Source organism: Paenibacillus dendrobii, assembly GCF_009807035.1.
In the GTDB taxonomy this organism is placed as follows: Bacteria; Bacillota; Bacilli; order Paenibacillales; family Paenibacillaceae; genus Paenibacillus_AQ; species Paenibacillus_AQ dendrobii.
This window is the reverse complement of sequence record NZ_WUBI01000002.1, coordinates 662,183-688,163: the sequence shown is the minus strand read 5'-3', so window position 1 is coordinate 688,163 and position 25,981 is coordinate 662,183. Positions and strand designations below refer to the sequence as shown.

General features: G+C 50.0%; 24 protein-coding genes and 1 other annotated feature. Of the genes, 22 read left to right on the top strand and 2 right to left on the bottom strand.

The annotated features are described in order from the left end of the window. Window positions 1-2 precede the first annotated feature (2 nt). The 14 genes from spoVAE to GRF59_RS17105 all read left to right on the top strand — a co-directional run bounded on the left by spoVAE (window position 3) and on the right by GRF59_RS17105 (window position 12,169). The gene (gene spoVAE / locus GRF59_RS17170; RefSeq protein WP_160498908.1) at window positions 3-353 is read left to right on the top strand and encodes a stage V sporulation protein AE; all 351 of its coding nucleotides are present in this window, start codon (window positions 3-5) and stop codon (window positions 351-353) included. A gap of 247 nt (window positions 354-600) precedes the next feature. Then, the gene (locus GRF59_RS17165) at window positions 601-1,557 is read left to right on the top strand and encodes an AAA family ATPase (protein WP_160498907.1); all 957 of its coding nucleotides are present in this window, start codon (window positions 601-603) and stop codon (window positions 1,555-1,557) included. A gap of 4 nt (window positions 1,558-1,561) precedes the next feature. Then, window positions 1,562-2,809 (top strand): DUF58 domain-containing protein, encoded by a 1,248-nt coding sequence (locus GRF59_RS17160; protein WP_160498906.1) that lies wholly within the window; start codon window positions 1,562-1,564, stop codon window positions 2,807-2,809. Next, on the top strand, window positions 2,806-5,040 hold the full coding sequence (locus GRF59_RS17155; RefSeq protein WP_160498905.1) for a transglutaminase TgpA family protein: 2,235 nt from the start codon (window positions 2,806-2,808) through the stop codon (window positions 5,038-5,040). Before GRF59_RS17160 ends, GRF59_RS17155 begins: the two co-directional genes overlap by 4 nt. 97 nt (window positions 5,041-5,137) lie before the next feature. Next, complete coding sequence (locus GRF59_RS17150) at window positions 5,138-5,665, top strand: YqeG family HAD IIIA-type phosphatase (RefSeq protein ID WP_160498904.1); 528 nt, start codon at window positions 5,138-5,140, stop codon at window positions 5,663-5,665. Further along, entirely contained in the window at window positions 5,662-6,789 is a 1,128-nt protein-coding gene (gene yqeH, locus GRF59_RS17145; RefSeq protein ID WP_160498903.1) for a ribosome biogenesis GTPase YqeH, read from the top strand. Before GRF59_RS17150 ends, yqeH begins: the two co-directional genes overlap by 4 nt. Before the next feature lie 39 nt (window positions 6,790-6,828). Next, a complete protein-coding gene (aroE, locus tag GRF59_RS17140) occupies window positions 6,829-7,695 on the top strand; it encodes a shikimate dehydrogenase (protein WP_160498902.1) in 867 nt (288 codons plus the stop codon). Between the two features lie 51 nt (window positions 7,696-7,746). Next, complete coding sequence (gene yhbY / locus GRF59_RS17135; RefSeq protein WP_160498901.1) at window positions 7,747-8,037, top strand: ribosome assembly RNA-binding protein YhbY; 291 nt, start codon at window positions 7,747-7,749, stop codon at window positions 8,035-8,037. A gap of 15 nt (window positions 8,038-8,052) precedes the next feature. Further along, window positions 8,053-8,655: a nicotinate-nucleotide adenylyltransferase gene (gene nadD / locus GRF59_RS17130; protein ID WP_160498900.1), complete on the top strand. Its 603-nt coding sequence runs from the start codon at window positions 8,053-8,055 to the stop codon at window positions 8,653-8,655. Then, on the top strand, window positions 8,627-9,205 hold the full coding sequence (gene yqeK, locus GRF59_RS17125) for a bis(5'-nucleosyl)-tetraphosphatase (symmetrical) YqeK (protein WP_160498899.1): 579 nt from the start codon (window positions 8,627-8,629) through the stop codon (window positions 9,203-9,205). The genes nadD and yqeK overlap by 29 nt, the downstream gene beginning before the upstream one ends. Continuing rightward, window positions 9,202-9,549, top strand: a complete 348-nt coding sequence (rsfS, locus tag GRF59_RS17120) for a ribosome silencing factor (RefSeq protein ID WP_160498898.1) — start codon at window positions 9,202-9,204, stop codon at window positions 9,547-9,549. Before yqeK ends, rsfS begins: the two co-directional genes overlap by 4 nt. Beyond that, window positions 9,546-10,445, top strand: coding sequence for a CvfB family protein (locus tag GRF59_RS17115; protein WP_160498897.1), 900 nt, complete (start codon window positions 9,546-9,548; stop codon window positions 10,443-10,445). Before rsfS ends, GRF59_RS17115 begins: the two co-directional genes overlap by 4 nt. A gap of 77 nt (window positions 10,446-10,522) precedes the next feature. Next, window positions 10,523-11,293 (top strand): class I SAM-dependent DNA methyltransferase, encoded by a 771-nt coding sequence (locus tag GRF59_RS17110; RefSeq protein WP_160499135.1) that lies wholly within the window; start codon window positions 10,523-10,525, stop codon window positions 11,291-11,293. Window positions 11,294-11,440: 147 nt separating this feature from the next. Then, window positions 11,441-12,169: a 3-ketoacyl-ACP reductase gene (locus tag GRF59_RS17105; RefSeq protein ID WP_160498896.1), complete on the top strand. Its 729-nt coding sequence runs from the start codon at window positions 11,441-11,443 to the stop codon at window positions 12,167-12,169. Window positions 12,170-12,279: 110 nt separating this feature from the next. Here the strand turns inward: GRF59_RS17105 and GRF59_RS17100 are convergent, their stop codons facing one another. Beyond that, on the bottom strand, window positions 12,280-12,438 hold the full coding sequence (locus GRF59_RS17100; RefSeq protein ID WP_160498895.1) for an asparagine synthase: 159 nt from the start codon (window positions 12,436-12,438) through the stop codon (window positions 12,280-12,282). 424 nt (window positions 12,439-12,862) lie between these two features. Between GRF59_RS17100 and GRF59_RS17095 the strand changes: the two genes are divergently transcribed. Next, window positions 12,863-14,476, top strand: a complete 1,614-nt coding sequence (locus GRF59_RS17095) for a type 2 periplasmic-binding domain-containing protein (RefSeq protein ID WP_160498894.1) — start codon at window positions 12,863-12,865, stop codon at window positions 14,474-14,476. Window positions 14,477-14,652: 176 nt separating this feature from the next. Continuing rightward, window positions 14,653-14,889 (top strand) — a binding site (T-box leader). A gap of 109 nt (window positions 14,890-14,998) precedes the next feature. After that, complete coding sequence (gene leuS / locus GRF59_RS17090; RefSeq protein ID WP_160498893.1) at window positions 14,999-17,446, top strand: leucine--tRNA ligase; 2,448 nt, start codon at window positions 14,999-15,001, stop codon at window positions 17,444-17,446. 89 nt (window positions 17,447-17,535) lie between these two features. On the opposite strand, the gene comER is transcribed toward leuS, so the two are convergent. After that, window positions 17,536-18,366: a late competence protein ComER gene (gene comER / locus GRF59_RS17085; RefSeq protein WP_160498892.1), complete on the bottom strand. Its 831-nt coding sequence runs from the start codon at window positions 18,364-18,366 to the stop codon at window positions 17,536-17,538. Window positions 18,367-18,615: 249 nt separating this feature from the next. Between comER and GRF59_RS17080 the strand changes: the two genes are divergently transcribed. The 6 genes from GRF59_RS17080 (at window position 18,616) to holA (ending at window position 25,944) form a co-directional block, all read left to right on the top strand. Continuing rightward, window positions 18,616-19,203: a ComEA family DNA-binding protein gene (locus GRF59_RS17080; RefSeq protein ID WP_160498891.1), complete on the top strand. Its 588-nt coding sequence runs from the start codon at window positions 18,616-18,618 to the stop codon at window positions 19,201-19,203. 54 nt (window positions 19,204-19,257) lie between these two features. Next, complete coding sequence (locus GRF59_RS17075) at window positions 19,258-19,776, top strand: deaminase (RefSeq protein ID WP_160498890.1); 519 nt, start codon at window positions 19,258-19,260, stop codon at window positions 19,774-19,776. A gap of 155 nt (window positions 19,777-19,931) precedes the next feature. Next, window positions 19,932-22,592 carry a ComEC/Rec2 family competence protein gene (locus GRF59_RS17070; protein ID WP_160498889.1) on the top strand — a complete coding sequence of 887 codons (2,661 nt, stop codon included), beginning with the start codon at window positions 19,932-19,934 and terminating at the stop codon, window positions 22,590-22,592. 305 nt (window positions 22,593-22,897) lie between these two features. After that, window positions 22,898-23,446: an RNA polymerase sigma factor gene (locus GRF59_RS17065; RefSeq protein ID WP_160498888.1), complete on the top strand. Its 549-nt coding sequence runs from the start codon at window positions 22,898-22,900 to the stop codon at window positions 23,444-23,446. After that, window positions 23,443-24,633 carry a zf-HC2 domain-containing protein gene (locus tag GRF59_RS17060; RefSeq protein WP_160498887.1) on the top strand — a complete coding sequence of 397 codons (1,191 nt, stop codon included), beginning with the start codon at window positions 23,443-23,445 and terminating at the stop codon, window positions 24,631-24,633. Before GRF59_RS17065 ends, GRF59_RS17060 begins: the two co-directional genes overlap by 4 nt. Window positions 24,634-24,924: 291 nt before the next feature. Further along, window positions 24,925-25,944, top strand: a complete 1,020-nt coding sequence (gene holA, locus GRF59_RS17055) for a DNA polymerase III subunit delta (RefSeq protein ID WP_160498886.1) — start codon at window positions 24,925-24,927, stop codon at window positions 25,942-25,944. The last annotated feature ends 37 nt before the right edge of the window (window positions 25,945-25,981 follow it).

Sequence of the window (25,981 nt, the reverse complement as noted above, 5' to 3'; positions counted from 1 at the left end):
TGATGCAGTTTCTATGGGCATTCGTCATCGGAGGATTAATATGCGTCATTGGACAAATTATGATGGACCTATTCAAGCTAACCCCGGCGCATACCATGAGTACGTTGGTGGTGGCCGGCGCGGTCGCTGACGGCTTCGGTCTGTACGATCCGCTCGTTAAGTTCGCAGGTGCCGGAGCTTCGGTGCCGATTACCAGCTTTGGCAGCTCTCTCGTGCACGGAGCTTTGTCGGAGCTGCAGCGAGATGGATGGATCGGAATTGTTACCGGGATTTTCGAGGTCACGAGCGCGGGGATATCCGCGGCGATCATCTTCTCCTTTTTGGCTGCCCTTCTCGTTCGTCCACGAGGTTAAGCGAATTTTTTAAATATAAGTGAACCGAACACCCTGATCCCAAGCGGAGCAAGGGTGTTTTTCTGTATTTAATCAATCTATGTCGGTCTATACGAGTAATTTAGGAAGCCTTTACAATGTACTTTATGGGAATAGATCATGTACAATGTAAGATATATGCTTCTTATCTCAGGATTTAACAAAATTCGATATGCAATGCAATTCTTAGCTTCATAAAAATAGCATGATATGAAGGAGGCACGAATTGATGCCCGTAAGCAGTGAATCCCTGCAAACCATCGCAGCCGTAAGAACTAATCTTGAATCTTGTATCTTAGGAAAATCCTTTGAAATCCAGCTATTGCTTACTGCACTCCTGGCAGAAGGGCATATTTTGATCGAAGACGTGCCGGGTACCGGCAAGACGCAAATGATCAAGGCACTGGCCCGGTCCATGAGCGGTGATTATAGACGCGTACAGTGCAATCCCGATATTTTGCCGAGTGACATTACGGGTGTATCTGTATTCCATCCCCGCGAAGAGCGGTTCTTTTTCCGGCCTGGACCCGTGATGACCAATATTTTGCTTGCCGATGAAATCAATCGCGCTACAACGAAAACGCAATCGGCTCTTCTGGAAGTCATGGAAGAAAGAAATGTAACGGTTGACGGGGAAACCTATGAGCTGCCCAAGCCCTTTATGCTCTGCGCGACCCAGAACCCGATCGATTTTGAAGGCACTTACATGCTTCCCGAAGCGCAACTGGACCGTTTCATGATGAAAATCAGCATGGGGTATCCCGACGCCGTTACCGAGAGAAGCCTTTTACAACAGCATAAACAAGGACAGCCTGTAGACCAGCTGAAGCCTGTTACCCACATGGAGCAGATTGCGGAGATGCAGAAGGAAATTCGGAATGTATTTATTGATGACGCCATTACGGATTATCTGCTCAAAATCGTTCGCATGACACGGCAGCATCCTTCCGTTCTTCTTGGCGCGAGTCCGCGTGCCTCGCTGTCTCTGATGATGGCCAGCAAGGCATACGCGTTTATTCAGCAGCGGGATTATGTCCTTCCTGACGATATCAAGGCGCTAGCCCCATACGTTCTGTCACACCGCATCATATTGCGTCCGGAATCCCGTTTGGATAATGTCAGCGCAGAATCCGTCGTTAAAAATATTATGCAGCAGGTGCATGTGCCTGTAGCCTTGGAGCGCTGAAATGATGGCGGCGCCGCTGAAGACAATCAGATCGATTCTCCGGAATCTCCGCTTCTGGATTGTGCTTGCAGTGTGGGCATCCAGCCTGCTGTTTGTATTGTTTCAAGGCGGGAAAACTTCGCTTATGCTGTTCGTGATGATCAGTGTACTGGCCCTCTATTTGATCGCCGGCGGGCTGGGCGGCATACGCCGTGTACACGGTTCCCGCAGCCTCTCATTAGAACAGGAACAGGGAGAAGCCCTGCAAGCAGGGGATCAGGTTAAAGTGAACCTGAATTTTGCGGTACCGGGATTTCTTCCGATGCCTTATGTCATCATACGTGAAGTCATGAAGCGTCATAACGGGGAAACATGGTCCTTCGAAGAGAGTGTGATCCCTGACTTTCGCGGAAGCGGGGAGCTGATGTTTCAAACACCGCCGCTGGAACGCGGGCGGTATTTCTTCACGGAGACGGAGTGCGTGACCGAAGATATTTTCGGGTTCATAGAACATAAAGGGATTTTCCATGTGCCGGGCCAGTTTCGCGTGTTTCCAAGGACCGTATCCATTTCGGACTGGAGGATGATGGACAAGAATTCCAGATTGGCAGGTCCGCAAAGGGCAGCCGTTTCACGGCGTGAAACAACGCAGATTAACGGAGTGCGGGACTATGTGTATGGTGACCGTATCTCACGCATTCACTGGAATGCCACTGCCAAAACGGGGTCCTGGAAATCCAAAGAATTCGAATATGATTCGGTACCCAAAATCATGCTCGTTCTGGATGCAACATCGGCTCACTACGGTTCGGATGCCGAGTTTGAGCTTGCGGTCTCAACCGCTGCCTCGCTGCTGAATTATGCGTCAAAAAAACGGCTTTGCATGGGTCTGGCAACTGTGGGGGAAGAGTTCAAAATGTTTGCGCCGAGTGAACATTACAGCGACCGGCAGCGAATGATGCATCACCTGGTGGATGTCACAGCGAACGGTTACGGCAACATCCTCCCTAAGCTTGAGAAAGGTGGACGCTTTATTCCAAGCGGCTCCATGTTCGTTTTGATCAGTCCCCAAAGCGGCAAGAAAGTTCTCGAGCTTCTACGCTGGGCCGATACCCGGGGGTTTACCACTTCCCACATCATGGTCTCTTCCTCAGAACGGGAGAGCAGTACGAAGCAGGGCTGGGTTTCCATGCTTACAGCAAGGGGGACGTTCGGTTGCTCGGTCTCCAGTTTGCATGATCTGCCTGCTGCGCTGGGAGGAGGAACGATATGAGAACATGGATTTCTTACATGAGAAATTCACTTTTCTATTCCTTGTCCTTATTATGGATATGGATCATCGGAATTCAGTGGATTTCCTTTATGGATTACACATGGTACACCGAAACAAAGACGATCGTATTGATCAGTGGTACTGCTATCATCATTGTGGAGATGCTCCTTCCGGTTAAAAGAGCGTACAGGCTTATTCTTGAAGGAGCGGCTATTTTATACATCATTCATAAAGAACTTGTCAAATATTGGGTCTATATTCCTTCCGGAACCATGGCGAATCGTATTCAGCAGTATATTGAGCATTTGTCGCCTTATGTCTGGTTCGCGGCCGGAGCCTGGATTTTGATTCTGATTAGTGCTGTATTGGTCAGTACGAAACGTAGAATCATTGTTTTTTCCGGGCTTCATGTAATTGCCTTTTGTGTCCTGGATTCTTTTACCACGACTTATCTCTGGAGTGAAGTCGCCTGGACCGTCTTTGCGTCGATGGGCTGGCTGGTCACCGAGCATTTTCGCCGTTTTCAAGCGCGGTTTCCGGCAGGGTGGAGACATCTGCGTAAGGTTCCGCTCAAAATTTTCACGCATGCTGCCGTACTGTTTTCGATTATTTTCATTGCCGGCGTAAGTATGCCGTCCGTGCCTCCGACATTGACGGATCCGTACACCGCCTGGGCTGGAACTTCCGGAGGCTCGTCGAAATCCGAGGATGTAAGCGGCGTACTGACAGATACCAAGATGAAAACCACTTCGGGTTACAGCCGTAATGATAATAACCTGGGCGGGGGCTTTAACTTTGACTATACGCCTGTCATGTCGATCATAACCGACAAGCGCAGCTACTGGCGCGGGGAAACCCGAAAAGATTATTCCGGGAGCGGCTGGTCTGATGATAGCGGAGGAGAAGGCGACTATGAGAATGTGAACGTTGGTTCTGTCCTTCCGAACACAGACGCTTCCCGATCAGGCGAAACGGAGACGTTGGAACAGCAAGTGACGATGCTGAACGATAGCGTGTATCCCGTTCTGTTCGGTGCCTATCATGTATCCCAGGTTAAGCAGATGGAGGATACGGACGACGGGACAATTCTGTGGGAGAGCGACCAATCCGCCTTGCACTGGAATACCGATACTAAGCAGCCGCGGTATCCGAAGTCGTATACAGTGATCTCGGAGATCCCCGTCGTTCCGGAGGATGAAATCCGCGGCAAAACGTTTAAGGATCTCTACAACGGAGACAAAGTGGATAAAGCTTATTTGCAGATTCCAAGGGGTTTCCCCGACAGAACGCGCAAACTGGCCGAACGGGTCACTTCAACAGCGGATACTCCGTATGAAAAAATAGGAATGCTGCAAAACTACCTAATAAACAATTTCAAATACACCAATCAGCCGGATCTTTCCAAAAAAACGAGCGATGATTTCGTGGATAGCTTTCTGTTTGATATCAAGGAAGGCTATTGCGATTATTTCTCCACATCTTTGGTGATGATGGCCCGCTCCTTGGACATTCCTGCACGCTGGGTCAAGGGATATGCTCCCGGCCAACAGCAGATGAGCGCGGATGCAGTGATGGAGAGACAAGGAAGGGATCAATCGGAGCCTGGCGTCTATACGGTGACCAACGCTGATGCCCATTCCTGGGCAGAAGTTTATTTTGGGGAATACGGATGGGTACCTGTCGAAGCGACTCCGGGCTTCAATATGCCTCTCTTAACCCATCAGGAGGACAGCAAGCCTGTTACTGCTCCGGAAGTGGAACAAGAAGAAGAGCCAGAGGTACAACAGGAGCCGACAACGGCCGGCGCAGGCGGGAATGGCGCCTTTCTCACCGGTACGGCGGTTGTCTGGATTACGGTGCTTATTATTCTGCTGTTTGCGGCATACTCCATTTGGGTACTGCGGATCCGAGTGAGATTTTTCCTTGTTGGTTTCCGCAAAGGCGGCAAGATTACTGAAGACCAGAAAGTAATTGTGATGACCGAAAGATGGCTCCGAAAGATGAAGCGCAAAGGCATGCATCGCAGCTCCGACGAAACATTGCGGGAATCCGTCCTTCGATGGGAAAAGGAAAAGCCGGGTTTAGGCCCATTCCTTGAGCCGCTGTTAATGCTGTTTGAAAAAGCCAGATACAGTCCAGCCTCAGTTGCGGAAGCCGAATGGAGAAGCGTATACGCTCACAGCCGCGAGTTGGGAACAGCCTTGAAAAAGGCGGGGGATCGGGCAGCATAACCATCGCTTACGCTTAGCGCCCTCGCGGGCGTTTTCTTTTTTACTAACCACGTAGATTATGGTATAGTTTGTCCTATGAAACTGAGGTGACAACAATTTGTTCGAAATGCTAATCCCTAAATTAAGGGTGAATACGGTATTTGATATCGATTTGGAAGACCTTTACGCAAAGGGTTACCGGGGGATCATCACGGACCTGGACAACACTTTGGTCGGAGCAAAAATGCCGCTGGCAACACCTGAGCTGATCACCTGGTTCGAACGGGTCAAGAAGCTCGGGTTCAAGCTGGTTATCGTATCCAATAACCGCATGGACCGCGTTGCGGCGTTCGCAACACCACTGGATATTGAATATGTGCATCAGGCGCGCAAGCCCCGGAATGCGCCGTTTCGCAAGGCGATGGCGATGATGGGACTCAGCGGCAAAGAAACCATCGTGGTCGGCGACCAAATGATGACCGATGTGTACGGCGGCAACCGAATGGGCCTTTTTACGGTGCTGGTGCTACCGATCTCCATTGCGGATGAGGGCTGGACGACAAGAATCAACCGCCGTCTGGAAAAAATCGCACTGACGCGCTTGCGTAAAAAAGGATTATGGCTTGAGGAGGAAAAACATCAATGAAAGACCCGCTTGAAGGGCAAAGCGTCAAAAAGTGCAGCGGTTGCGGCATTGAGCTGCAGGCGCTAAATCCCGATTTGCCAGGGTATATTCCGGAGAAGTCGCTGGACAGAGAGCCCGTGATTTGTCAGCGCTGCTTCCGTATTAAAAACTATAACGAGGCTTCTTCCGTGACCGTGGATCAGGATGAATTCTTACGGCTCCTGAGCCAAATCGGCGGCAAGAATGCGCTTGTCATTCATATTGTCGATCTGTTCGATTTCGAAGGCAGTCTGATTTCGGGACTTCAGCGTTTTGTGGGCAACAATCCCGTTATTCTCGCCGTGAACAAAATCGATCTGCTTCCGAAAGTTTCGAATTGGAACAAAATCATCAATTGGGTTCAAAAGCAGTGCAAGGAGCAGGGACTCAAAACCGAAGAGATCATTCTGTGCAGCGCCAAAAAGAACCAGGGCTTTGACCGTCTTCTTGAAGCGGTAACCGATTACCGAGGTGATCGTGACGTTTACGTGGTTGGAGCGACCAATGTGGGCAAGTCTACATTAATTAACCGTTTGATCCGCGATTACAGCGATCTGGAACAGGAATTGACGGTATCACGCTATCCAGGAACGACTCTGGATATGGTCAGCATCCCGCTGGATGACGGCCGCCATATTATAGACACTCCGGGGATTATGTATCCTTGGCGCTACAGCGAGCTTGTGAACCGCAAGGATCTGGGAGCCATCATGCCGGAGAATCCCTTGAAGCCGATGGTTTATCAGTTGAATGAAGGGCAAACGTTATTCTTTGGAGGCATGGCGCGTTTCGATTTCATTCAAGGTGCCCGTCAATCCTTTACCTGCTTCTTAAGCAGCCGACTGAACATTCACCGGACCAAGCTTGAAAAGGCTGACGCTTTGTATCAGGAGCACGCGGGTGTAATGCTTGCGCCACCTGACTCAGACAACCTAGGACAGCTGCCGGAATGGACGAGACATGAAATTCGAGTTCCAAAAGGCGCCAAGCTGGATCTATTCATCTCCGGTCTTGGCTGGATTAAGGTGAATAGCGATCAGGGGGCTTTAACAGCCATTCATGCGCCTAAAGGCGTCAAAGTATTATCAAGACCTTCCCTGATCTGATACGTGGCAAGAATATGGGAAAAGGCAGGATATGAAGACATGATAACAAAAACGGACTTACTCAAAAGCACCGGCTCGCTGCTGCTTGGCGTTATCGGTGATCCCATAGGCCATTCCAAATCACCTGTCATGCATCAGGCTGCATTGTCGGCGCTCGGGCTTCCCGGGTCATATGTTCCAATGCATGTCCAGAGCGGGCATGTGGGGGATGCCTTGGCCGGCATCAAAGCATTGGGCTTCCGCGGAATCAACGTTACGATACCGCATAAGCTTGAGGTCATCCCGTATCTGGACCATTTGGATGAAACGGCGCTCCGGATCGGGGCAGTCAATACGATCGTCAACGATCATGGCGTATTGACCGGATACAACACGGATGGAATCGGGTACGTGCGTTCACTGAAGGAAGAGGCAGTTTCGAACCTGAAAGGAAAAAAAATCATGGTTCTGGGAGCCGGAGGCGCGGCGCGGGGGATCGTGTACGCTCTGTCGCTTGAAAGTCCGGACTGCATCTTCATAGCCAACCGTACTGCCGACAAGGCGGAAGCGATGGCCAGTGAATGGAAGGACCTTGCTGATATTCGGGGCATATCCATGTTAGAGCTCCCCGCTCATCTCGGAGATATGGATATTCTCATTAACACGACTTCGGTTGGCATGCATCCGAATGTGGCTGAAACTCCGGTAGACGTAAATCTCATATCGGAAAAAATGGTAGTCAGTGATTTGATCTACAACCCGCTTCAAACCAGACTGCTGGCGGAAAGCGAGCAAAAGGGCTGCAAGGTTCACGGAGGCCTCGGCATGTTTGTGAACCAAGGCGCTTTTGCGCTTGAGTACTGGACCGGTATGCCGGCTCCTGTAGCAGCGATGCGAAGTGCCGTATTGCAAAACATGAACGGCTAACCCCCTAGGGGGAAACGAAATCATATGAATATTAAGGAGTTATGAATATACATGCTAACGGGTAAGCAAAAACGCTATCTTCGATCCCTCGCTCATCATTTGGATCCTATCTTCCAAGTAGGAAAGGGAGGAACCAATGATCAGCTTGTAAGACATATAAACGATGCGATTGAGAAGAGAGAACTCATGAAAATCAGCATTCTGAACAACTGCCTTGAAGATAAAAACGAAATTGCTGAAGAGCTTGCAGAGAAAGCCAATGCAGAACTGGTTCAAATTATTGGCAGCACGATTATTCTTTATAAAGAATCCAAAGATCATAAACAAATAGAATTGCCATAAGCGGGAGGGTTCACCATGAAGGTAGGCATCATGGGCGGTACCTTTGATCCGATTCACATTGGCCATCTGCTGGCTGCTGAAGCGGCAAGGGATTCCTTCGGTCTTGACCAGGTTTGGTTCATGCCAAGCCATATCCCGCCCCACAAGGAACAGGCCGGAGCTTCCGGTGAAGACCGGCTCGGCATGGTGGCTGAAGCGATATCGGACCATCCCTGTTTCCGCACACTCGATATTGAGATCAGAAGGGGCGGCGTTTCCTATACCATCGATACGGTAAAGGATATCCGCAGCTCCTTTGAAGGTATAGATTTTCATTTTATTATCGGAGCTGACATGGTCAATTATCTTCCCAAATGGGAGGGGATTGAGGAACTGGTTGGCATCATGAGCTTTATCGGCGTCGGCCGGCCGGGGTCCGAGCTGGATTTGGAAGTGCTGCCCTCTTACTTAAAGGGGAAAGTGCTTCTTGCCGACATGCCACAGGTCGATATTTCCTCTACCGAAATCAGGGAGAGGCTGACTACCGGTCATTCAATCCGCTATATGGTAACGGACAGTGTCTATGACTATATCAGAAGGAGAGGATTATATGGAATTCAGCCGCGAAGAACTGATTAGCTCCGTTTCGCAGCAAATGCCGGCCATGCGCTGGCAGCATACGCAAGGTGTCATGGAATCGGCGGTGAAGCTGGCTGAGAAATATGGCGCCGATCCCGTGAAGGCGGAGAGAGCTGCAATATTGCATGATGTCGCGAAGTATTGGCCCGTCAAACAGATGGAGTCCGTTATCCGGGAAAATGATTTATCCAAGGATCTCTTGTTCTATGATAAATCGCTCTGGCATGCCGAGGTGGGAGCCTTTGTTGCCAAGCAAGACTACGGTGTTGAAGATCTGGAGGTGCTCGATGCGATCAAGTATCATACCTCCGGACGAATTGGCATGACACTGATGGACAAAGTGGTTTGCCTTGCGGATTATATTGAACCGGGAAGGGATTTTCCCGGTGTGAATAATATTCGTGAACTGGCCAACCATAGCCTTGAAGAAGGGCTGATCGCGGGGTTTGATTCAACCATCAGCCTGCTTGTATCGCGGCGGCAGATTATTTATCCGCTGACCGTGTTTGCCCGTAATGATCTTATTAAACAGTTGGAGGCGAATTCATGACCCTTACGTCAGAACAATTATTGAACATTGCAGTGGAAGCTGCTGAAGATAAAAAAGCAATGAACGTTGTAGCGCTTGATTTGAAAGGCGTGTCCCTGATTTCGGATTATTTTGTGATTTGTCACGGTAACTCGGATGTTCAGGTTCAGTCAATCGCGACTGAAATCCGCAAACGCGTGCAGGAAGCCGGTTCGGAAATCCGCGGCATCGAAGGCATGAACTCTGCGCGCTGGGTGCTGATTGACCTGGGCGACGTGATCGTCCATGTTTTCCACCGGGATGAGCGCGATTATTACAATATCGAACGCTTATGGTCGGATGCCAAGGTTGTGGAATCGGTATGAGTCTGGTAGCAGGAACAATCGAGACTTTTGAAGTGCTGCGCGAAGTGTCGCCTTACGGATACTTTCTGGATGCAGGAGATCAGGATGTTCTGCTGCATTATACGGAATTGACGCGAGAGATCAAACCCGGAGACGAAGTCGAGGTATTTATCTTCTATGATACCGAAGACCGTCTCGCGGCTACGATGAAAAAGCCTTATCTTACACTTGGAGAAATGGCCAAACTGGTCGTTGCCGATGTTCATCCACGGCTCGGTTGCTTTTTGGAAATGGGTCTTGGCCGCCAGCTACTGCTGCCGGTCCGGGAGCTGCCTGAGCTTAAGGAATTGCGTCCGCAGGTGGGAGACTCCGTATTCGTGATTATGGAACATGACAAGCAGGGACGTCTTCGTGCCAAACTGGCCGGAGAACAGGAACTGTCCCGTCATGCCTTCAATGCTCCTTCATCCTGGCTGAACCAGTGGTTCAAGGCTACCGTTTACAGACCATTGCAAATGGGAACCTTCGTTATCGTGGACGGCGGCGTGATTGGACTTGGCGTGATCGGTATGATCCATTCTTCAGAGCGTCTTAACTTGTTAAGACTCGGTGAGGAAGTGGATGTGCGCGTGAGCCATATACGTGAAGACGGACGAGTTAACTTGTCCATGGCCCAGCGCAAGGAAGTCGGCCGGGACCAGGATTCGGAACGGATTCTTACTTTCTTGAAGGAGCGTCCGACCGGGGGAATGCCCTACTCTGACGCAACGCCTCCCGATATCATCAAGCAGCGCTTCGGAATCAGCAAATCAGCCTTTAAACGGGCTTTGGGCAAGCTGATGAAGGAAGGCCTTGTGACGCAGAAGGAAAGTTGGACGTATTTGGTAAAGTCGGATTCCGAGGAACAGGATAAATAACTCTTTACCCTGTATGAATGGATTACAAGTATTCTGTCAACGGAATGCTGAAAGTGAATAGAAAGCGCGGTGGCATCATGTCTTCATACCGAAAATTTGCATATGTCTACGATGAATTGATGGAGGACATGCCGTATCCCGATTGGCTTCGCTTTGCGCGGCAGGCATGGGAGAAGCATGGAAGTATGCCGAAAAGCGTGGTCGAACTGGGCTGCGGAACTGGCAGCATCACCATTCCTCTTGTAAATTCGGGCTTCGAAGTGACGGGCATTGATTTATCCGCGGATATGCTGTCTGTGGCAAGACGGAAGATGGAGAGCACGCCGCAGGGCAGCCGCCTCTACCGCGAAGGTTCCATCCGCTGGGTACAGCAGGATATGCGGGAATGGGAAATTCCGGATCAGGTGGATGCGGTCATTTCCTTCTGCGATTGCTTTAGTTATTTGCTTGAGGAGAGGGATGTCATCTCCGCATTTGCGCAAACGTTCAAAGGACTGAAGGAAGGCGGCATTTTCCTGTTCGACGTGCATCACCCGAACACGATCATCCGTTATGACGAAGAGCAGCCTTTTGTATGGGACGACAGGTCGGTATCCTACATTTGGACCTGTGAGCTGGACGCTCCCCGCTGCGAGATTGAGCATCATTTGAGCATTTTTGCAAAAGAGGAGCAAAGCGATCTGTACCGGCGCTTCGAGGAAACGCATGTCCAGCGGGCGTACGATCCGGAGTGGATGAAGACGGAGCTGGTCAAAGCGGGATTCCGAGATGTGAAATGCTACGCGGATTTTGAATGGGTGGAAGCCGGAGACGATGCTCAAAGACTGTTCTATGTGGCGGTAAAATAGCAGGTTGTTTCCCGAGCTGAAATCAGGTTAAGGACATCTGCAAATGGGAACGATAAAGCCTCGGAACAATGGTTTCCGGGGCTTTTTACCATCTGGGATGATGGGTAAATAGTATGGAGTACCAAAAACAGAAAGGATGGATTTGAAATGAAACTTACCAATCTAAAAGATAAAACGGCCATCATTACGGGTGCCGGAAAAGGCATCGGTCTTGCCATCGCTACGGCACTCGCCAAAGAAGGGGTGCATCTCGGACTGATGGCAAGAACGGCTGCGGATTTGGAAGCCCTTAAGGAATCACTGACGAAGGAGTACGGAGTATCGGTCTACACGGCGACAGCGGACGTATCCTCGCGCAAGGAAGTAGAGGAAGCCGTATCGAAGCTGGGTCAGGAGCTCGGAAGCATCGATATTCTGATCAATAACGCCGGTATTGCTGCTTTCGGCACCGTGGCTGAGATGGAACCAGAACAGTGGGAACGCATAATCCAGGTAAACCTGATGGGTACATACTACGTTTCCCGCGCGGTTCTCCCGACCATGATCGAACAGAATAGCGGCAATATCATCAATATATCCTCGACGGCGGGCGAGAAGGGGTTTGCGACCGGTTCAGCCTATTGCGCGTCCAAATTCGGAATCATGGGGCTGACGGAATCGCTGCTGCAGGAAGTACGCAAAAAGAATATCCGGGTCATTGCGTTGACTCCAAGCACCGTAAATACCGATCTTGCCCGTGACAACAATCTGGGTATCGGGGATGAAGACCGGATGATGCAGCCGGAAGATGTAGCGGAACTGGCTTTGGCCACTTTGAAGCTTCCAGCCCGCGTGTTCGTGAAGTCTGCGGGAATCTGGACGACCAATCCTCAATAAACATGTAAAAATGCATTGAAAACCTGTGATCATCAAAAAGGGCTGGTCTGCCGGAACAAGATTGTTCTGACAGCCAGCCTTTTTTGTTTTTCACCTATCCAAGCTTTTTCTTATCGGTGTTCGATTAAATCGATCGTTCCGAGTACGACATGAGCCAGACCGAATCCTAAAATTCCTGTGGCGGCAAGCTTGTACTTGCTGCCGAGCAGCGCGGCGCCGGAAGCAGATACTACGGTTCCAAGAACGGCAGGAATCAAACCTTCACGCATACGAACACTCCCCCTGGTTCATTAAGTTTGGACGGACAAGGGTTATTTTTGTTTTTGCAGCGTAAATTTATGCATTCAGTTCATAATTTGCGGTTTCTTTAAACGGATATGTATTCTATCAGAGATCATATTTGACATATTATTTATATCCTTGAGATCGGCTATATGGCAAGAAAATGCGGGTATTACAGGCAATTTCGCACTTATATTTAACATATCAAAAATAACATATTTACGTTAATGGAGTGTGTCACTACACTTTTTGTAAACGCTATCATTTTTCCGGGGGTCAGCAGTTGAACAATCTTAGCTTTCTACAATATAGCCCCTACGGAAGGCGTGAAATTTAGGTTGTAGCTCATTTCAAAAGGAGGGAAGTTTCACATCCAAGCCGGGTCACAACGATAAAAGGAGGATTCATCTGATGAGAAAATACTTAAAACCATGGGCCATGTTCTTATGCCTGGCCATGTCCGCTTCGTTCTTGGCGGCATGCGGTTCCGGTTCCAAAAATGCTGGCGACGGCGGACAAGCGTCGAATACGGCGGAAAACGTGCATAAAGAAGGCTTCCCGATCGTTGACAAGCCGATAACATTGTCCGTGTTCGCGCCTGATGTAGGTAGTGCGAAATGGGATACGATGCAAGTATTTAAAGAAATGGAGAAACTGTCGAACATCAAGCTGACCTTCCAGACGGTTCCCGTGGACAGTTTCGAGACGAAGAAGAATCTGATCTTTGCGAGCGGCGATCTGCCGGATATATTCTATGCAGCCAGCCTGACCCCAGCCGAACAGGTAACCTACGGCAGCCAGGGCACGCTCGTTCCGCTGGAAAAGCTGATTGACGAGTACGCGCCTCATATCAAAAAATTGCTGGATGAGAACCCGGAGGTCAGAAAATCCATCACGACTCCGGACGGGCATATTTATGCCCTGCCATATGTTGATAAAGGTGCGGTGTGGTATAAGAGCCCGCTTTACTACAACGGAAGTTTTCTCAAAAAGCTGGGCGTAACCAAGCTTCCGGAAACGCCGGATGAGCTGTATGACTACCTGAAACGGGTGAAGACCGAGGATCCGAACGGTAATGGCAAGGCGGATGAAATCCCGCTGACATCGACCAAGTTGAAGGATATTCGTGTGCAAATGCTCGGATTCTGGGGCATTTATGATGAGGTGTATTATGCGGACAAGCAGGGCAAGGTGCATTATACGCCGCAAGAGGAAGGGTACAAAGAGTATCTTACCTTCCTGAACCGGCTGTGGACGGATAACTTGCTCGACCATGAAACCTTCTCCCAAACCGATGAACAGAAAAAGGCCAAGGGGAAAAACAATCAGGTCGCCCTGTTTAACGACTGGCTTCCGTATTTTATGCTGGGCGGGGAACCGAATACCGCCAACCCTGTCATGGCGCCGCTGAAAACAGGCTTCCCGGATTCACCGGTTGCCGCAAAGTCTTCGGGCATTTCTAAGAACGGCACCTTCGCGATCTCCAGCACGAATCCGGCTCCGGAAGCAACGATGCGCTGGGTCGATTACCAATATGACTATGAAGGATCCACTTTGTTCAACCAAGGGCCGGAAAATCTGCTTTGGAAGTATAAGGACAAAGAAAATCATGTGAAAGAATGGCTGCCTGTTCCGGACGGGGGAGACCGTGAGAACTATCGCGGGAAAATTACCCCGAACTATGGAATCACGACGCCTGGCGTCAGCCTGCCAGAAGTGTCGAAGGGCTTGAGAAGCGACATTGACGAATGGGTCGACAAGGAAAATCAGGAGAAAATTATCCCTTATGCTAAGGTGCCGTATCCGAATGTGTTCCTGACAGAAGCGGAACAAACCGAGGTCACATCGCTGCTCTCCGATCTGAACAATTATGTTGAACAGATGGAAGCGAAATTTGTTACGGGCCAGGAACCGCTGTCAGGCTGGGATAAATACAAAGACCAGCTGAAGAAGATGGGCAGCGACCGGATCGTCGAGATCTATCAGGCGGCATATGACCGCTGGGATCAACAAGGGAGCAAATAATCAAGATCATCGGTGATTTTTGGGGAATACTTGCAGGAAGCGGATCTAGGATGGGAGAAATGTCTTTCCCACCAAGGGATGCTAAGAGAAGGCGGCACCTGTGCAGGACGCAAATTACATTGACTAAGAGCCGATTTTTATATATAATATGGTTCAATGTTTCATCTAAATTTCAAATGAAAGCGATGATGAGGGGTACTAGTTTCAGGGATGTCATTCAGAGAGCCGGCGGTAGGTGCAAGCCGGTTGACGATTTGAGATGAACTCGCCTCGGAGTAATGATGTGAAGCGCTAGAATTTTGCGCGAAGGATCATCGGTTCACCCGCGTTATAGGGTGCAAAGTGAGCGGGGATAAAGCATACTTTCCGCTAACTAGGGTGGTACCACGGGAATCAAACCTCTCGTCCCTAGCGATGATGCGCTATGGATGAAGAGGTTTTTTTGTTTGGAAAAAGATTGCTAAAGCAGGGTCGCCGGGATAAGGAAGGGCGGCATGGGACTGCACAGGAGGCTGGTAGAGCATGAGTGAAAATCAACATCAGGTTCAGGGACAGGGGTATCATCCCCAGGCCATCGAACCGAAGTGGCAAAAGTATTGGGATGAGCATCACACGTTCAAAACCGGAGAAGAGGCGGGCAAGCCGAAGTTTTATGCGCTTGATATGTTCCCGTATCCATCCGGAGCAGGTCTGCACGTAGGACATCCGGAAGGCTATACCGCTACGGACATCGTGTCCCGCTATAAAAGAATGCGCGGCTACAATGTACTTCATCCAATGGGCTGGGACGCGTTCGGCCTGCCTGCGGAGCAGCACGCGCTGGATACAGGCGAACATCCCCGTGACATTACGGTCAAGAATATCAACAACTTCCGCCGTCAGATCAAATCCCTCGGTTTCTCCTATGACTGGGACCGGGAGATCAGCACCACGGATCCGGATTATTACAAATGGACGCAGTGGATTTTCATCCAGCTGTACAACAAGGGGCTCGCATATGTAGCTGAGCTGCCCGTAAACTGGTGCCCGGCATTGGGTACCGTTCTTGCGAACGAAGAGGTCATCGACGGGAAGAGCGAACGCGGAGGACATCCGGTTGTCCGTAAACCAATGAGACAATGGGTACTCAAAATTACCGAATATGCCGAGCGCCTGCTCGAGGATTTGGAAGAGCTGGATTGGTCCGAAAGCATCAAGGACATGCAGCGCAACTGGATCGGTAAATCCGTAGGGGCTGAAGTGGCCTTTGATATTGAAGGGCATGACAGCCAACTGACTGTGTTTACGACACGTCCAGACACCCTCTTTGGCGCCAGCTACTGCGTACTCGCTCCTGAGCATGATCTGGTAGATGGAATTACAACTCCGGATCAGAAGGAAGCGGTAAAAGCTTATCAAGATCAAGCGGCACGCAAGAGCGATCTGGAACGTACCGATTTGGCCAAGGACAAAACAGGTGTATTTACAGGTGCTTTTGCAGTGAATCCGGTCAATGGCGCGAAGCTGCCAATCTGGATCGCTGATTACGTGCTTGCAGGATATGGAACCGGCGCTATTATGGCGGTACCGGGACATGATGCACGCGACTGGGAATTCGCGAAGCAGTTCGGCCTTGAGATTATTGAAGTCGTTAAAGGCGGCAATGTGCAGGAAGAGGCATACAGTGGAGAAGGCGAGCATGTGAACTCCGGCTTCCTGGACGGCATGGGTACGAAAGAAGCAATCGCCAAAATGATCGCATGGCTCGATGAGAGCGGTAAGGGACAAGGTAAAACCACATACCGTCTGCGCGACTGGTTGTTCAGCCGCCAGCGTTATTGGGGAGAACCAATTCCGATTCTGCATCTTGAGGACGGCACAATGAAAACCGTTCCGGAGGATCAGCTTCCTCTGATGCTGCCGGATATCGAGCAGATTAAACCATCCGGAACCGGAGAATCGCCGCTTGCAAATGTAACCGAGTGGGTTGAGACGGTTGATCCGGAAACCGGCATGAAAGCACGCCGCGAGACCAACACCATGCCGCAATGGGCAGGCAGCTGCTGGTACTATCTGCGGTTCATCGATCCTCACAACCAAGAGGAGCTTATTTCGAAGGAGAAAGAACGCGAATGGATGCCGGTAGATCTGTATATCGGTGGCGTCGAGCATGCGGTGCTTCACCTGCTGTACGCCCGTTTCTGGCATAAAGTTCTCTATGATCTGGGCGTGGTCAGCACCAAAGAGCCGTTCCAGAAGCTGGTGAACCAAGGCATGATTCTCGGCACGAACAACGAGAAAATGAGTAAATCCCGCGGCAACGTCATCAACCCGGATGAAATCGTTGAGAATTATGGCGCGGATACGCTCCGCATCTATGAAATGTTCATGGGGCCGCTCGAAGCGACGAAGCCATGGAATGAAAATGGCGTGGAAGGCGCTCACCGCTTCCTCTCCCGCGTATGGCGTCTCGTCGTCAATGAAGACGGCAGCCTGAATCCGAAGATTACGGACCATGAAGGCAGCGATGAATTCAAACGCGTATGGCATAAAACGATCAAAAAAGTGACTGAAGATATGGAGCATCTACGCTTCAACACGGCGATCAGCCAGCTGATGATCTTCATCAATGACGCTTATAAAGCAGATTCGATTCCGCGCCAAGCGATCGAAGACTTTACGCAATTGCTTTCGTCTTTCGCACCGCATATTACCGAAGAGCTTTGGGAGCGTCTTGGACATCAGGAGAGCATCACTTACGCTTCATGGCCTGCTTTTGACGAAGCATGGACCGTAGACGCGGAGGTCGAAATCGTGATCCAGGTGAACGGAAAAATCGTTCAACGCGCCAAGATTGCTAAAGACATGAGCCAGGAAGCCATGCAGGAATACAGCATGTCCCTGGAGCAAGTGCAGCAAGCCATCGCAGGCAAGACCGTACGCAAGGTGGTCGCCGTGCCAGGCAAACTGGTGAATATCGTAGCCAACTAAATCATAAACAGGATCGAAAAGCATTCAATCCCCGTACAATTTATTTTGTACGGGGATTTTTTTTGGAGCAGGCCCTTGATGTGCAACGGCTAAGGTTTGGAATCGCCAAAGAGAATATCACATTTATTCAGATCTTCATCATATTTGGCATGCGTAGTGGAGATAAGCTGATGAAATACACCATCCAGGCTGTGCTTTAGCAAGGAAAGAGCTTCAGCTGTAATGCCGCCGGGAACGGCCACACGCTCCTGAAGCTCTTGAGGCTTGAATCCGCCTTCCGTAAGCAGCTTGCCTGTTCCAAGCAGCATTTCGCTGGCAAGCGCCGTACAATGGTCACGACTTATCCCGGTTTTCTCAACCGCCGCTTCGATCCATTGATCCAAAAAGAAACTGATGAAAGCAGGTCCGCAGCTGGAGAAGTCCGAAGTAATGCGCACATGCGATTCCTGAATCTCCAGTGGCCGGCTGAAGGAGCCCACGAGTTTTTCCAAAAGCAGCCTGTCTTCCGCAGTTATCCGGCTTCCGTACATGCAGAGAGAAGCTCCGCTAAGAGTCAAATGCGTAATGCTTGGAATGATTTTAGCGATTTTACAGGTAAGGGCGCTTTCCAGATGATGAATTTGAACCGGACTGGTAATGGATACGAGGATTTGATCCGGATGCACTTCATCTCCGATTTCATCGATCAAGACTTTATACTGAAGCGGTTTTACGCATAGAAACAAAATATCGCTATTTTTGACATTTTCCACATTACTGCTGCAAACATTCAGTCCGGGATGTCGCTGGGCCAGCAATTCCGCCTTTTCTGCCGTACGGTTGCTGGCGAAGATTTGCTGAGGCTTGAGCGCACCGGAAGTAATGAAGGCATCGAGCAACATGCTTCCCATACTGCCGGTTCCGATGAATCCGACCTTCATATAGGTCCCCTCCTTTCGTGCTTTGCGGTAACGGCGCAATCCTTCTCCTTAATGTATGCGTATGAACCTGCACCTCATGACGGTTTTTCGGCAGGAACAGTCCGGGCGAAGCATTTTATTTTATGAAAGATACACCTAACGCTGGTTGATCCGGGAGAACACATAACGACTGGGAGCGCGCGATCCGGTTTTTTTACAATGGCTGTAACCTGGATGGTCACAATATGAATAGGAAGAAGAGGTGTTTACATGAAACGTTTGTCTCTAGGAATCAGCGTATGCTGTGCCTTACTGGGGAGCGCCGTTATTTTACTCTCGGGCATGAAGCACGGAGACGGAATCCAGGAATGGAAACCGATGAACGACAAGCTCGAAATCGCTCTGGAGGAAGAACATAAGCCTGCGCAGGCAAGCCCGGCAGCAACGGCTTCAACCCATGCGGAGAGTATCGTTCAAGATCATCCTAAGGAACCCTCGGCTGAACCGGCAACGGTCAACCCAACCGCTCAGAATTTACCTGCCAGCCAAGCCGGAACGGCTGCCGGGCTTCCAGAGCCGCAATCCGCCGCTTCTGAACCTTCAACGACCGCTGCTCCCCCGGGACACCAGACAGACAGTAGCCCATCCACTGAAGGCTCAGCAGCCCGGAAAATAAACGTAAACACGGCCCAAGCTGCCGAGCTCATGAATCTTCCCGGGATCGGTGCCAAGAAGGCGCAGGCGATCATCGAATATCGTACTCAGCATGGCCCCTTTCAAAAGGTGTCTGATTTGGACAAAGTGAAGGGTATCGGAGCCAAAGTACTCGAGAAAATGAAGGCCTACGTAGAGCTTTAGTCCGGAGATGTGCTACAATGTTTACAATTATTCTACGAAAAACAGGTGATAAATGTGAACGAAGAAGCGCGCAAGGACTGGGATACATACTTTATGGACATTGCATACATGGTGTCCACGCGTTCCCGCTGCCCTCGCAGACATGTGGGTGCAGTGCTGGTTCAGGGAAAAAAACTGCTGGGAACGGCCTATAACGGTGCTCCGATGGGAGTGCCCGACTGCTCTGAAGCAGGATGCATGATAGCCGAGGAGCTCGAAGTGGTGGAACAGGACGGCAAGCAGGAAATGGTCAAGAAACAGCGCTGCGTACGCACCATCCACGCGGAACAGAACTTGCTGCTGTTTACCGATCGTATTGACCGTGAAGGCAGCTCTGTGTATGTGACGGACGAGCCTTGCTGGACTTGTGCCAATATGCTTGCGAACAGCGGAGTGACGGAAATTGTATTTCATCGTTCGTATCCGAAGGACAGCGATAAAGTGAACGAAATGATGAGCCAAAAAGGGATTGTTTTTCGGAGACTGCAATCGTATGAGCCGCCACGTGAAACGGCAATGACGGTCTCCAATTAATCGTAAATAAAGAGTATCCGGGGAAGGACCTCTGCAGTAGCGGCTTATAGCCGCAAGCAGAGGTCTTTTTTTAGTTTATAGCTACATCCAAAAGCGGTTTGTCTTCTGTGGATGTACGTCGATAGAAGTTGTTCTTAGGATTGGGAGGGAGAAGGATGAAAGGTAGACCTTTGATCGTATGGACGGCCTCATGGCTGGTAGGAAGCAGTATCGGTTACGTATCTTCCGGATTCAGATTATTTATGATCTGGTCGGGAATTACGCTCTTGGTAGGGGCTGCTGGCTTTATGTCTAGAAAAAGAAGTCTGCTGCGAAGCCTATCGATCGCCTGGATCGCACTGACTTTGTCCTGCGTTTACTGGGAGCTGAATGATGCGCGCAATGTGACAGAACTGCCGGAAGCACTGGTCATGGAGGCAGCAGATATCAATGGCATGTCGGTGCATGGCGAAGGAAAAATCGTCTCTTCCGTGAATGTGGATGGAGACAGGGCAGATTTTCAGGTAGATCTGAGTTCGGTATGGATTCGGGAGAACGTCGGCATAGGTGTATCCGCCCCTGAAGAATTAACTCAAATTCACGAACGGGTAATGGTGCAGGTCAAGCTTCAGAGCAAGGAGCAGCAGAAGGCAGCCGGAATCTGGCAGCGGGGAGACCACGTCAAGCTGAGCGGCACGTTGGAACTCCCGTCTACCGCGCGCAACTTCGGCAGCTTTGATTATGGGAAATATTTGAACACCCAACATGTTCACTGGTTATATAAAGTTAAGGGTACACCGAACGTGCAAGCCTCGGCTTCCTCCCTCTGGAGTACACTGACGATCTTCCGCTGGAACGACAAGGTCCGAAACGGACTGGGGAGTAAAATTGAGCAAATATTTCAAGAACCGCATGCGGGATATATGAAAGGGTTGCTGATCGGAATGCAGGATGATATTGATCCGGAGACTTATTCGCAGTTTTCGCAGCTTGGATTGACCCATATCCTGGCCATTTCGGGCATGCATGTCGCTGTATACGTAGCCAGCCTGCTGTTTATATTGTCCCTATGCAGGGTGACGCGAGAGAAGGCTCTCCTCATCGTCATGATATTGATCCCCGTATATGTTCTCCTATCCGGAGTGAGTCCATCGGTCGTGCGGGCAGGCATTATGGGCATGATAGGGCTTATAGCCGCTAGAAAGGGGTGGCTGAAGGACGGTATGAATATTCTTTCAGCGGCAGCGCTCCTGATGATGATGTGGAATCCGTATTATATGCTTAGTGTCAGCTTTCAATTGTCTTTTCTAGTGACGGCCGGTCTGATGCTGTATGTGCCGCTGGTGAATCCTCTCCTTGCCTTTCTGCCCAAACGCTTCGCGGCAGCAGCAGGCGTAACGCTAATTGCCCAGTTAGTTTCCTTCCCGCTTACCATCTATTATTTCAACCAATTTTCACTGCTGTCTTTCGCTGCCAATTTCATATTGGTACCTCTGATTACTTTTCTTACATTGCCTTTAGGTACTGCGGCACTGCTGTTTGGCTGGATCTGGCTGCCGGCGGGAACGACGCTTGGGCGGATCACCGAGTGGCTGAATGACGGCACTTTCTGGCTGGTAAGGTGGATGAACGGATATCCGCAATTCATCACCATATGGCGTTCGCCTTCTTGGATATGGATATGCGCCTACTTTATCCTGCTGTACCTGTTGTTATATTGGGCAAATCGGTATCGGCTTGGCCAAAAAGACAGGTTGCCTGCCCTAAACGGTGACGACACCGTGGAACTTGGTGGGGGGCAGCAGTCTATTCGAGCGTGGCATGTACCCGTGCATCAAAACTACAAATTACCTTCCTTTCTTGCCGCGATTATGCTCGGCCTCGTATTTTTGATATATTGGGAATATCGGCCTGCATCTCTGCATGGTGCGGGATTGATCCAATTCCTCGATGTAGGCCAGGGCGATAGCATTTTGATTACGACGCCGGAAGGGCGCCATATTCTTGTGGACGGAGGAGGCACCGTCAGCTTCCGCAAACCCCAGGATGATTGGAAAGACCGCAAAAAGCCCTTTGAAGTCGGCGCCAAAGTACTGGTGCCGCTGCTCAAGCAGCGCGGAATTCACCAGCTCGACGCGGTTATCGTGACACACGGCGATCAGGACCATGCGGGTGGACTTCAGGCTGTTCTGGACCAGATCCCGGTAAAGGCGCTGCTTTTTAATGGTACTTTGACGGGAACGGCATCCTTTAATAAGCTGATGGATACAGCCCTAGACCGAAGAATTCCTGTATATGCAGCTCACCAGGGCATGGAATTAAGGCCTGATGAACATACCGAACTTCTCTTTCTGTCACCCTCTCTGGTAGAATCAGATGAGGCTCCGGTTCCGATTGAGAAAAATCAAAACCATAGTTCGACGGCATTTGTGCTTACCATGAATGAAGGAAGGTTTTTGTTCACGGGCGATATGGATCAAGCTGCAGAAGAGGATGTTCTTCACTCGCGGGTGCAGCATGCTCAGGCCTCCGGAAAAACGCCCACTGTTGCCGGTGGGGAATTTGAAATGCCTGAGGGAGGCGTGGATGTCATCAAAATTGCCCATCACGGGAGCAAATCGTCGACCGGCGAGGATTGGCTCCATTATTGGCGTCCGAAAGCGGCTGTCATCTCTGCAGGGGTCAATAACTTGTATGGGCATCCGCATGCGGATGTAGTCGAAAGGATTACCGCTGAAAAAATCCAATTATTCCGTACGGATTTGAACGGGGAAGTGCAGGTCAAGGTTACGCCCGGGAAACTGTTAACTCGTTACAAGCTGAACTCGGTCCAATAAATGAGCAGCTTTGGTATAAAGAAATGAAGCCTATGGGCATAAGTTCTTTTTGTTAACAAAATCTTAAAGATTTGACTGAAAAAAACACGTAAAATGGATAAGTTGATATCGATTATAATTGAGGTGACGGCCCCACTAGAATTTGGTATTCTTAATTGGGGTTTACCATCTTGTGGATGGGCAAAAGCCACCCTTAAGTACATAAGATGTCAGGGTATTATATCGGATAAAAAATGTTGGTTACAATTTGCAACAATTTGACACTCTTACACGTCTGTAAGATTGCAGGGAGAGGGGGATCCTTTGTGGTAGAGCAGGGACTCATCAGAGCCGCTCAATCGGGCGATCGCGACGCTCTAATCACCCTATTAAGAGAAATTGAGCATCAGGTGTACCGAACAGCCTATTACATTTTAAATGATGAACAGGATGCCATGGATGCTTCACAGGAAGCGCTGATCCGCATCTATACCAAGATTGGCTCCTATGAAGAAAAGGCACAGTTTAAAACATGGGTTCAACGGATCGTGACCAATATTTGCATTGATAAATTTCGGCGCACGAAACCTACCGTCTCGATTGATGAACACGAGCTCGTTTTTCAAGACAAACAAAATGTGGAACAGGCAGTCATGTCCTCTTATTTGGCGCAGGATATCCAAGAAGCCATTGACCAGCTGCCCGACCATCACAGAACCGTTATTGTTCTAAGGTATTTGCAGGATTTTTCCTACAATGAAATCGCTGACTGCCTGAACCTTCCTCTGAATACGGTGAAGTCTTATTTGTTCAGGGCCAGGCAGCAGCTGCAGAATATGCTCCAAGAGCATCAGAAAGGTGGTGTATCAGGATGAAATGTCCAGAGGTGGTGGAATGGATGCACCGTTATTTGGATTATGATTTAAGCGAGGAAGAGACCGTTCAATTATATGACCATTTGAAACAATGTCCTGAATGTGCGGAAACCTTTCGGATGCTGAAATCATTATCCCGGGATCTCGAAGATTTGCCACAAGTGACTCCCAAATTCAGTATTGTCGATGCCATTATGCCTCAGCTTGATGCCATAGATCAGGCCCGCCAGGAAAAAAGCGCTTCACTCGAGGAGCCTCCAGCCGAAATGGTGCCTGTACCTGCGCGTCCCGTGCGTACAAGCAAATTCCGCAACTCCGTTGCCGGACGTACGGCTATGGGAGCTGTCGCGGCGGTCATTATTTTGGGAGTGGCTATTTATAGCTATACACCGAAGCATTTGTCGACGGCAGAGGAACCGGCTTTTAAAGCTGAGAAAACGGTGGCCGATACCGCAGCTTCTTCCAGTGAAGCCACGAATGGCAGCGGTGGAGTGGAGCAAAATGTAGAGCAAAAATCTTCGGAAAGCATTATCGGAGAATCCAACCAACAGGATATGGCCGACGGCGCTTCGCTGAAAACCGGTAACGAGGAACTGACTCCTCAAAATCATTCCTCAGACGCTGCGACCAAACAGCAGCCTGCGAAGCCGACAGAACAACCTGCGAGTAAGCCGGAGGATAAGGCAGTGACACGGAGTACCGCTTCAGAATCAACAAAACAGGCTCCGGATCAAGGCAAAAGCGACACGGGTACCCCGGCGAAAACTTCCAGCACGGATCAGACTGATCCTGCGGATAGCGGCAACAGCCAGGATAAAGCAGCTGCTGATAACAGCAACACGACAGAGACGCCGCCTTCCGATCCGAAGAAAAGTGATCAGGATCCGGCTTTGAAGGATGATTTTCAATCGATGGGGATTACGACGTTAAAACCAAACCCTCTTCAATTGAACTCCCCTGACGGCAAATATGCCGCTACGGTGGATGAGAACAAGCTGACGATTTACAGCGTTTCCGATAAAGACGGGCAGAAGACGGCCGTGAAGACCATTGATCTGCCGGGAACATGGGTGTCCGGTGTATGGTCCGCGGACAGTACGGTATTTACCTACCAGATGACCGACGACCAAGGGACAACATCGAGCAAAACCTATCAGGTTAACGGCTCGGATTCTTCAAACCCCTGAAACAGGCGAACCGGATAAAATATAAATAGGTTTGCGGCATGCACAAAATGTGGAGATACGGAATACGATATACGGTTAGAACTGTACCAGACCCGCCGAGATGACCGCAGGCAGCAAGGTTTCTAGAGCTTTGCTTCGCCGGTGTTTATCATAGATGAGCTGGGACCAAAGAGACCTTCCCGTGCGGAGGGTCTCTTTGTTTGCTGTTTTACGCTGCTCCGATTTTTGATAAAATATTAAAAGCAGGCCAAATCATTAAAAGGCTACATAGATGAAAGGGGGCCTAAGAATATGGACGTCAAAGCAGCAATCAAGGCAATCAAACAGGGAGAGATCTCACCGTTCTACTTGTTGTATGGTACCGAGAAGTACCAGATGAATGAGTTTGTCACTGTTCTGGAGGATCAGGTGTTGACCCCGGAGGAGCGCGATTTCGCGCTGGTGCATTATGATCTCTCGGACACGCCGCTGCAAGCGGTTGTCGAAGAGGCGGAGATGGTGCCCTTCATGGTACCGCGCAAGCTGATATTGGTGCAAGATGCCTCCGTGTTTACTGCAGGCAAGGATAATGCCAAGATGGAGCATCGGGTGGAATCGCTCCTTGAATATATGAAAAATCCGGCTGAGTACAGCGTACTTGTATTTCTGGTTAACCAAGAGAAGCTGGACGAACGAAAAAAAGTAGTCAAAGAGATGAAAACCAAAGGTACGCTGCTTTCCTTCACGCCCCTTGGCAGCGAGGATCTATTGAAGTGGATCGGCAAGAAGGTGAAGGAACGCGATTGTACGCTCGAAGCAGGAGCGGCGGAGATGGTCGTCCGCAACGCTGGGACACAGCTGCAGACCTTATCGGCCGAGATCGACAAGTTGTGCCTGTATGCGGGCAAAGGCGGAGCGATCAGCATCAATGTCGTGGAGCAGCTGATTGCGCGCAATACGGAGCAGAATGTATTTGCGTTGGTTGAAGATATAGCCAATTTAAGGGTGGACCGGGCGTTAGGAATATTTTATGAGCTGCTGAAGCAGAAGGAAGAACCGATCAAGATTGCAGCCTTGATTGCCCGGCAATTCCGGATTATTTTACAGGTCAAAGACCTCGGAGGGCAAAGCTACTCCCAGCAGCAGATCGCTTCGCAGTTGAGTCTTCATCCCTACGCGGTGAAAATCGCCGGGGAGCAGGCGAGGAAATTCCAGGCTGCACAGTTGAAACAAATCCTGAGCAGATTAGGTACGCTGGACTTCCAGATGAAGACGGGAGCCATTGATAAGGTATTAGGACTGGAATTATTTCTGTTGAGATTAGCAGCTTAAGGAACACGAAATAGGGGGCTGAACGGACCGTAGTCGT

What these genes read in the sequence shown, in the direction of transcription:
- spoVAE (WP_160498908.1), top strand. Translation starts at nt 3, where the DNA reads ATGCAGTTTCTATGGGCATTCGTCATCGGAGGATTAATATGCGTCATT.
- GRF59_RS17165 (WP_160498907.1), top strand. Translation starts at nt 601, where the DNA reads ATGCCCGTAAGCAGTGAATCCCTGCAAACCATCGCAGCCGTAAGAACT.
- GRF59_RS17160 (WP_160498906.1), top strand. Translation starts at nt 1,562, where the DNA reads ATGGCGGCGCCGCTGAAGACAATCAGATCGATTCTCCGGAATCTCCGC.
- GRF59_RS17155 (WP_160498905.1), top strand. Translation starts at nt 2,806, where the DNA reads ATGAGAACATGGATTTCTTACATGAGAAATTCACTTTTCTATTCCTTG.
- yqeH (WP_160498903.1), top strand. Translation starts at nt 5,662, where the DNA reads ATGAAAGACCCGCTTGAAGGGCAAAGCGTCAAAAAGTGCAGCGGTTGC.
- aroE (WP_160498902.1), top strand. Translation starts at nt 6,829, where the DNA reads ATGATAACAAAAACGGACTTACTCAAAAGCACCGGCTCGCTGCTGCTT.
- yhbY (WP_160498901.1), top strand. Translation starts at nt 7,747, where the DNA reads ATGCTAACGGGTAAGCAAAAACGCTATCTTCGATCCCTCGCTCATCAT.
- nadD (WP_160498900.1), top strand. Translation starts at nt 8,053, where the DNA reads ATGAAGGTAGGCATCATGGGCGGTACCTTTGATCCGATTCACATTGGC.
- yqeK (WP_160498899.1), top strand. Translation starts at nt 8,627, where the DNA reads ATGGAATTCAGCCGCGAAGAACTGATTAGCTCCGTTTCGCAGCAAATG.
- rsfS (WP_160498898.1), top strand. Translation starts at nt 9,202, where the DNA reads ATGACCCTTACGTCAGAACAATTATTGAACATTGCAGTGGAAGCTGCT.
- GRF59_RS17115 (WP_160498897.1), top strand. Translation starts at nt 9,546, where the DNA reads ATGAGTCTGGTAGCAGGAACAATCGAGACTTTTGAAGTGCTGCGCGAA.
- GRF59_RS17110 (WP_160499135.1), top strand. Translation starts at nt 10,523, where the DNA reads ATGTCTTCATACCGAAAATTTGCATATGTCTACGATGAATTGATGGAG.
- GRF59_RS17105 (WP_160498896.1), top strand. Translation starts at nt 11,441, where the DNA reads ATGAAACTTACCAATCTAAAAGATAAAACGGCCATCATTACGGGTGCC.
- GRF59_RS17100 (WP_160498895.1), bottom strand. Translation starts at nt 12,438, where the DNA reads ATGCGTGAAGGTTTGATTCCTGCCGTTCTTGGAACCGTAGTATCTGCT.
- GRF59_RS17095 (WP_160498894.1), top strand. Translation starts at nt 12,863, where the DNA reads ATGAGAAAATACTTAAAACCATGGGCCATGTTCTTATGCCTGGCCATG.
- leuS (WP_160498893.1), top strand. Translation starts at nt 14,999, where the DNA reads ATGAGTGAAAATCAACATCAGGTTCAGGGACAGGGGTATCATCCCCAG.
- comER (WP_160498892.1), bottom strand. Translation starts at nt 18,366, where the DNA reads ATGAAGGTCGGATTCATCGGAACCGGCAGTATGGGAAGCATGTTGCTC.
- GRF59_RS17080 (WP_160498891.1), top strand. Translation starts at nt 18,616, where the DNA reads ATGAAACGTTTGTCTCTAGGAATCAGCGTATGCTGTGCCTTACTGGGG.
- GRF59_RS17070 (WP_160498889.1), top strand. Translation starts at nt 19,932, where the DNA reads ATGAAAGGTAGACCTTTGATCGTATGGACGGCCTCATGGCTGGTAGGA.
- GRF59_RS17060 (WP_160498887.1), top strand. Translation starts at nt 23,443, where the DNA reads ATGAAATGTCCAGAGGTGGTGGAATGGATGCACCGTTATTTGGATTAT.
- holA (WP_160498886.1), top strand. Translation starts at nt 24,925, where the DNA reads ATGGACGTCAAAGCAGCAATCAAGGCAATCAAACAGGGAGAGATCTCA.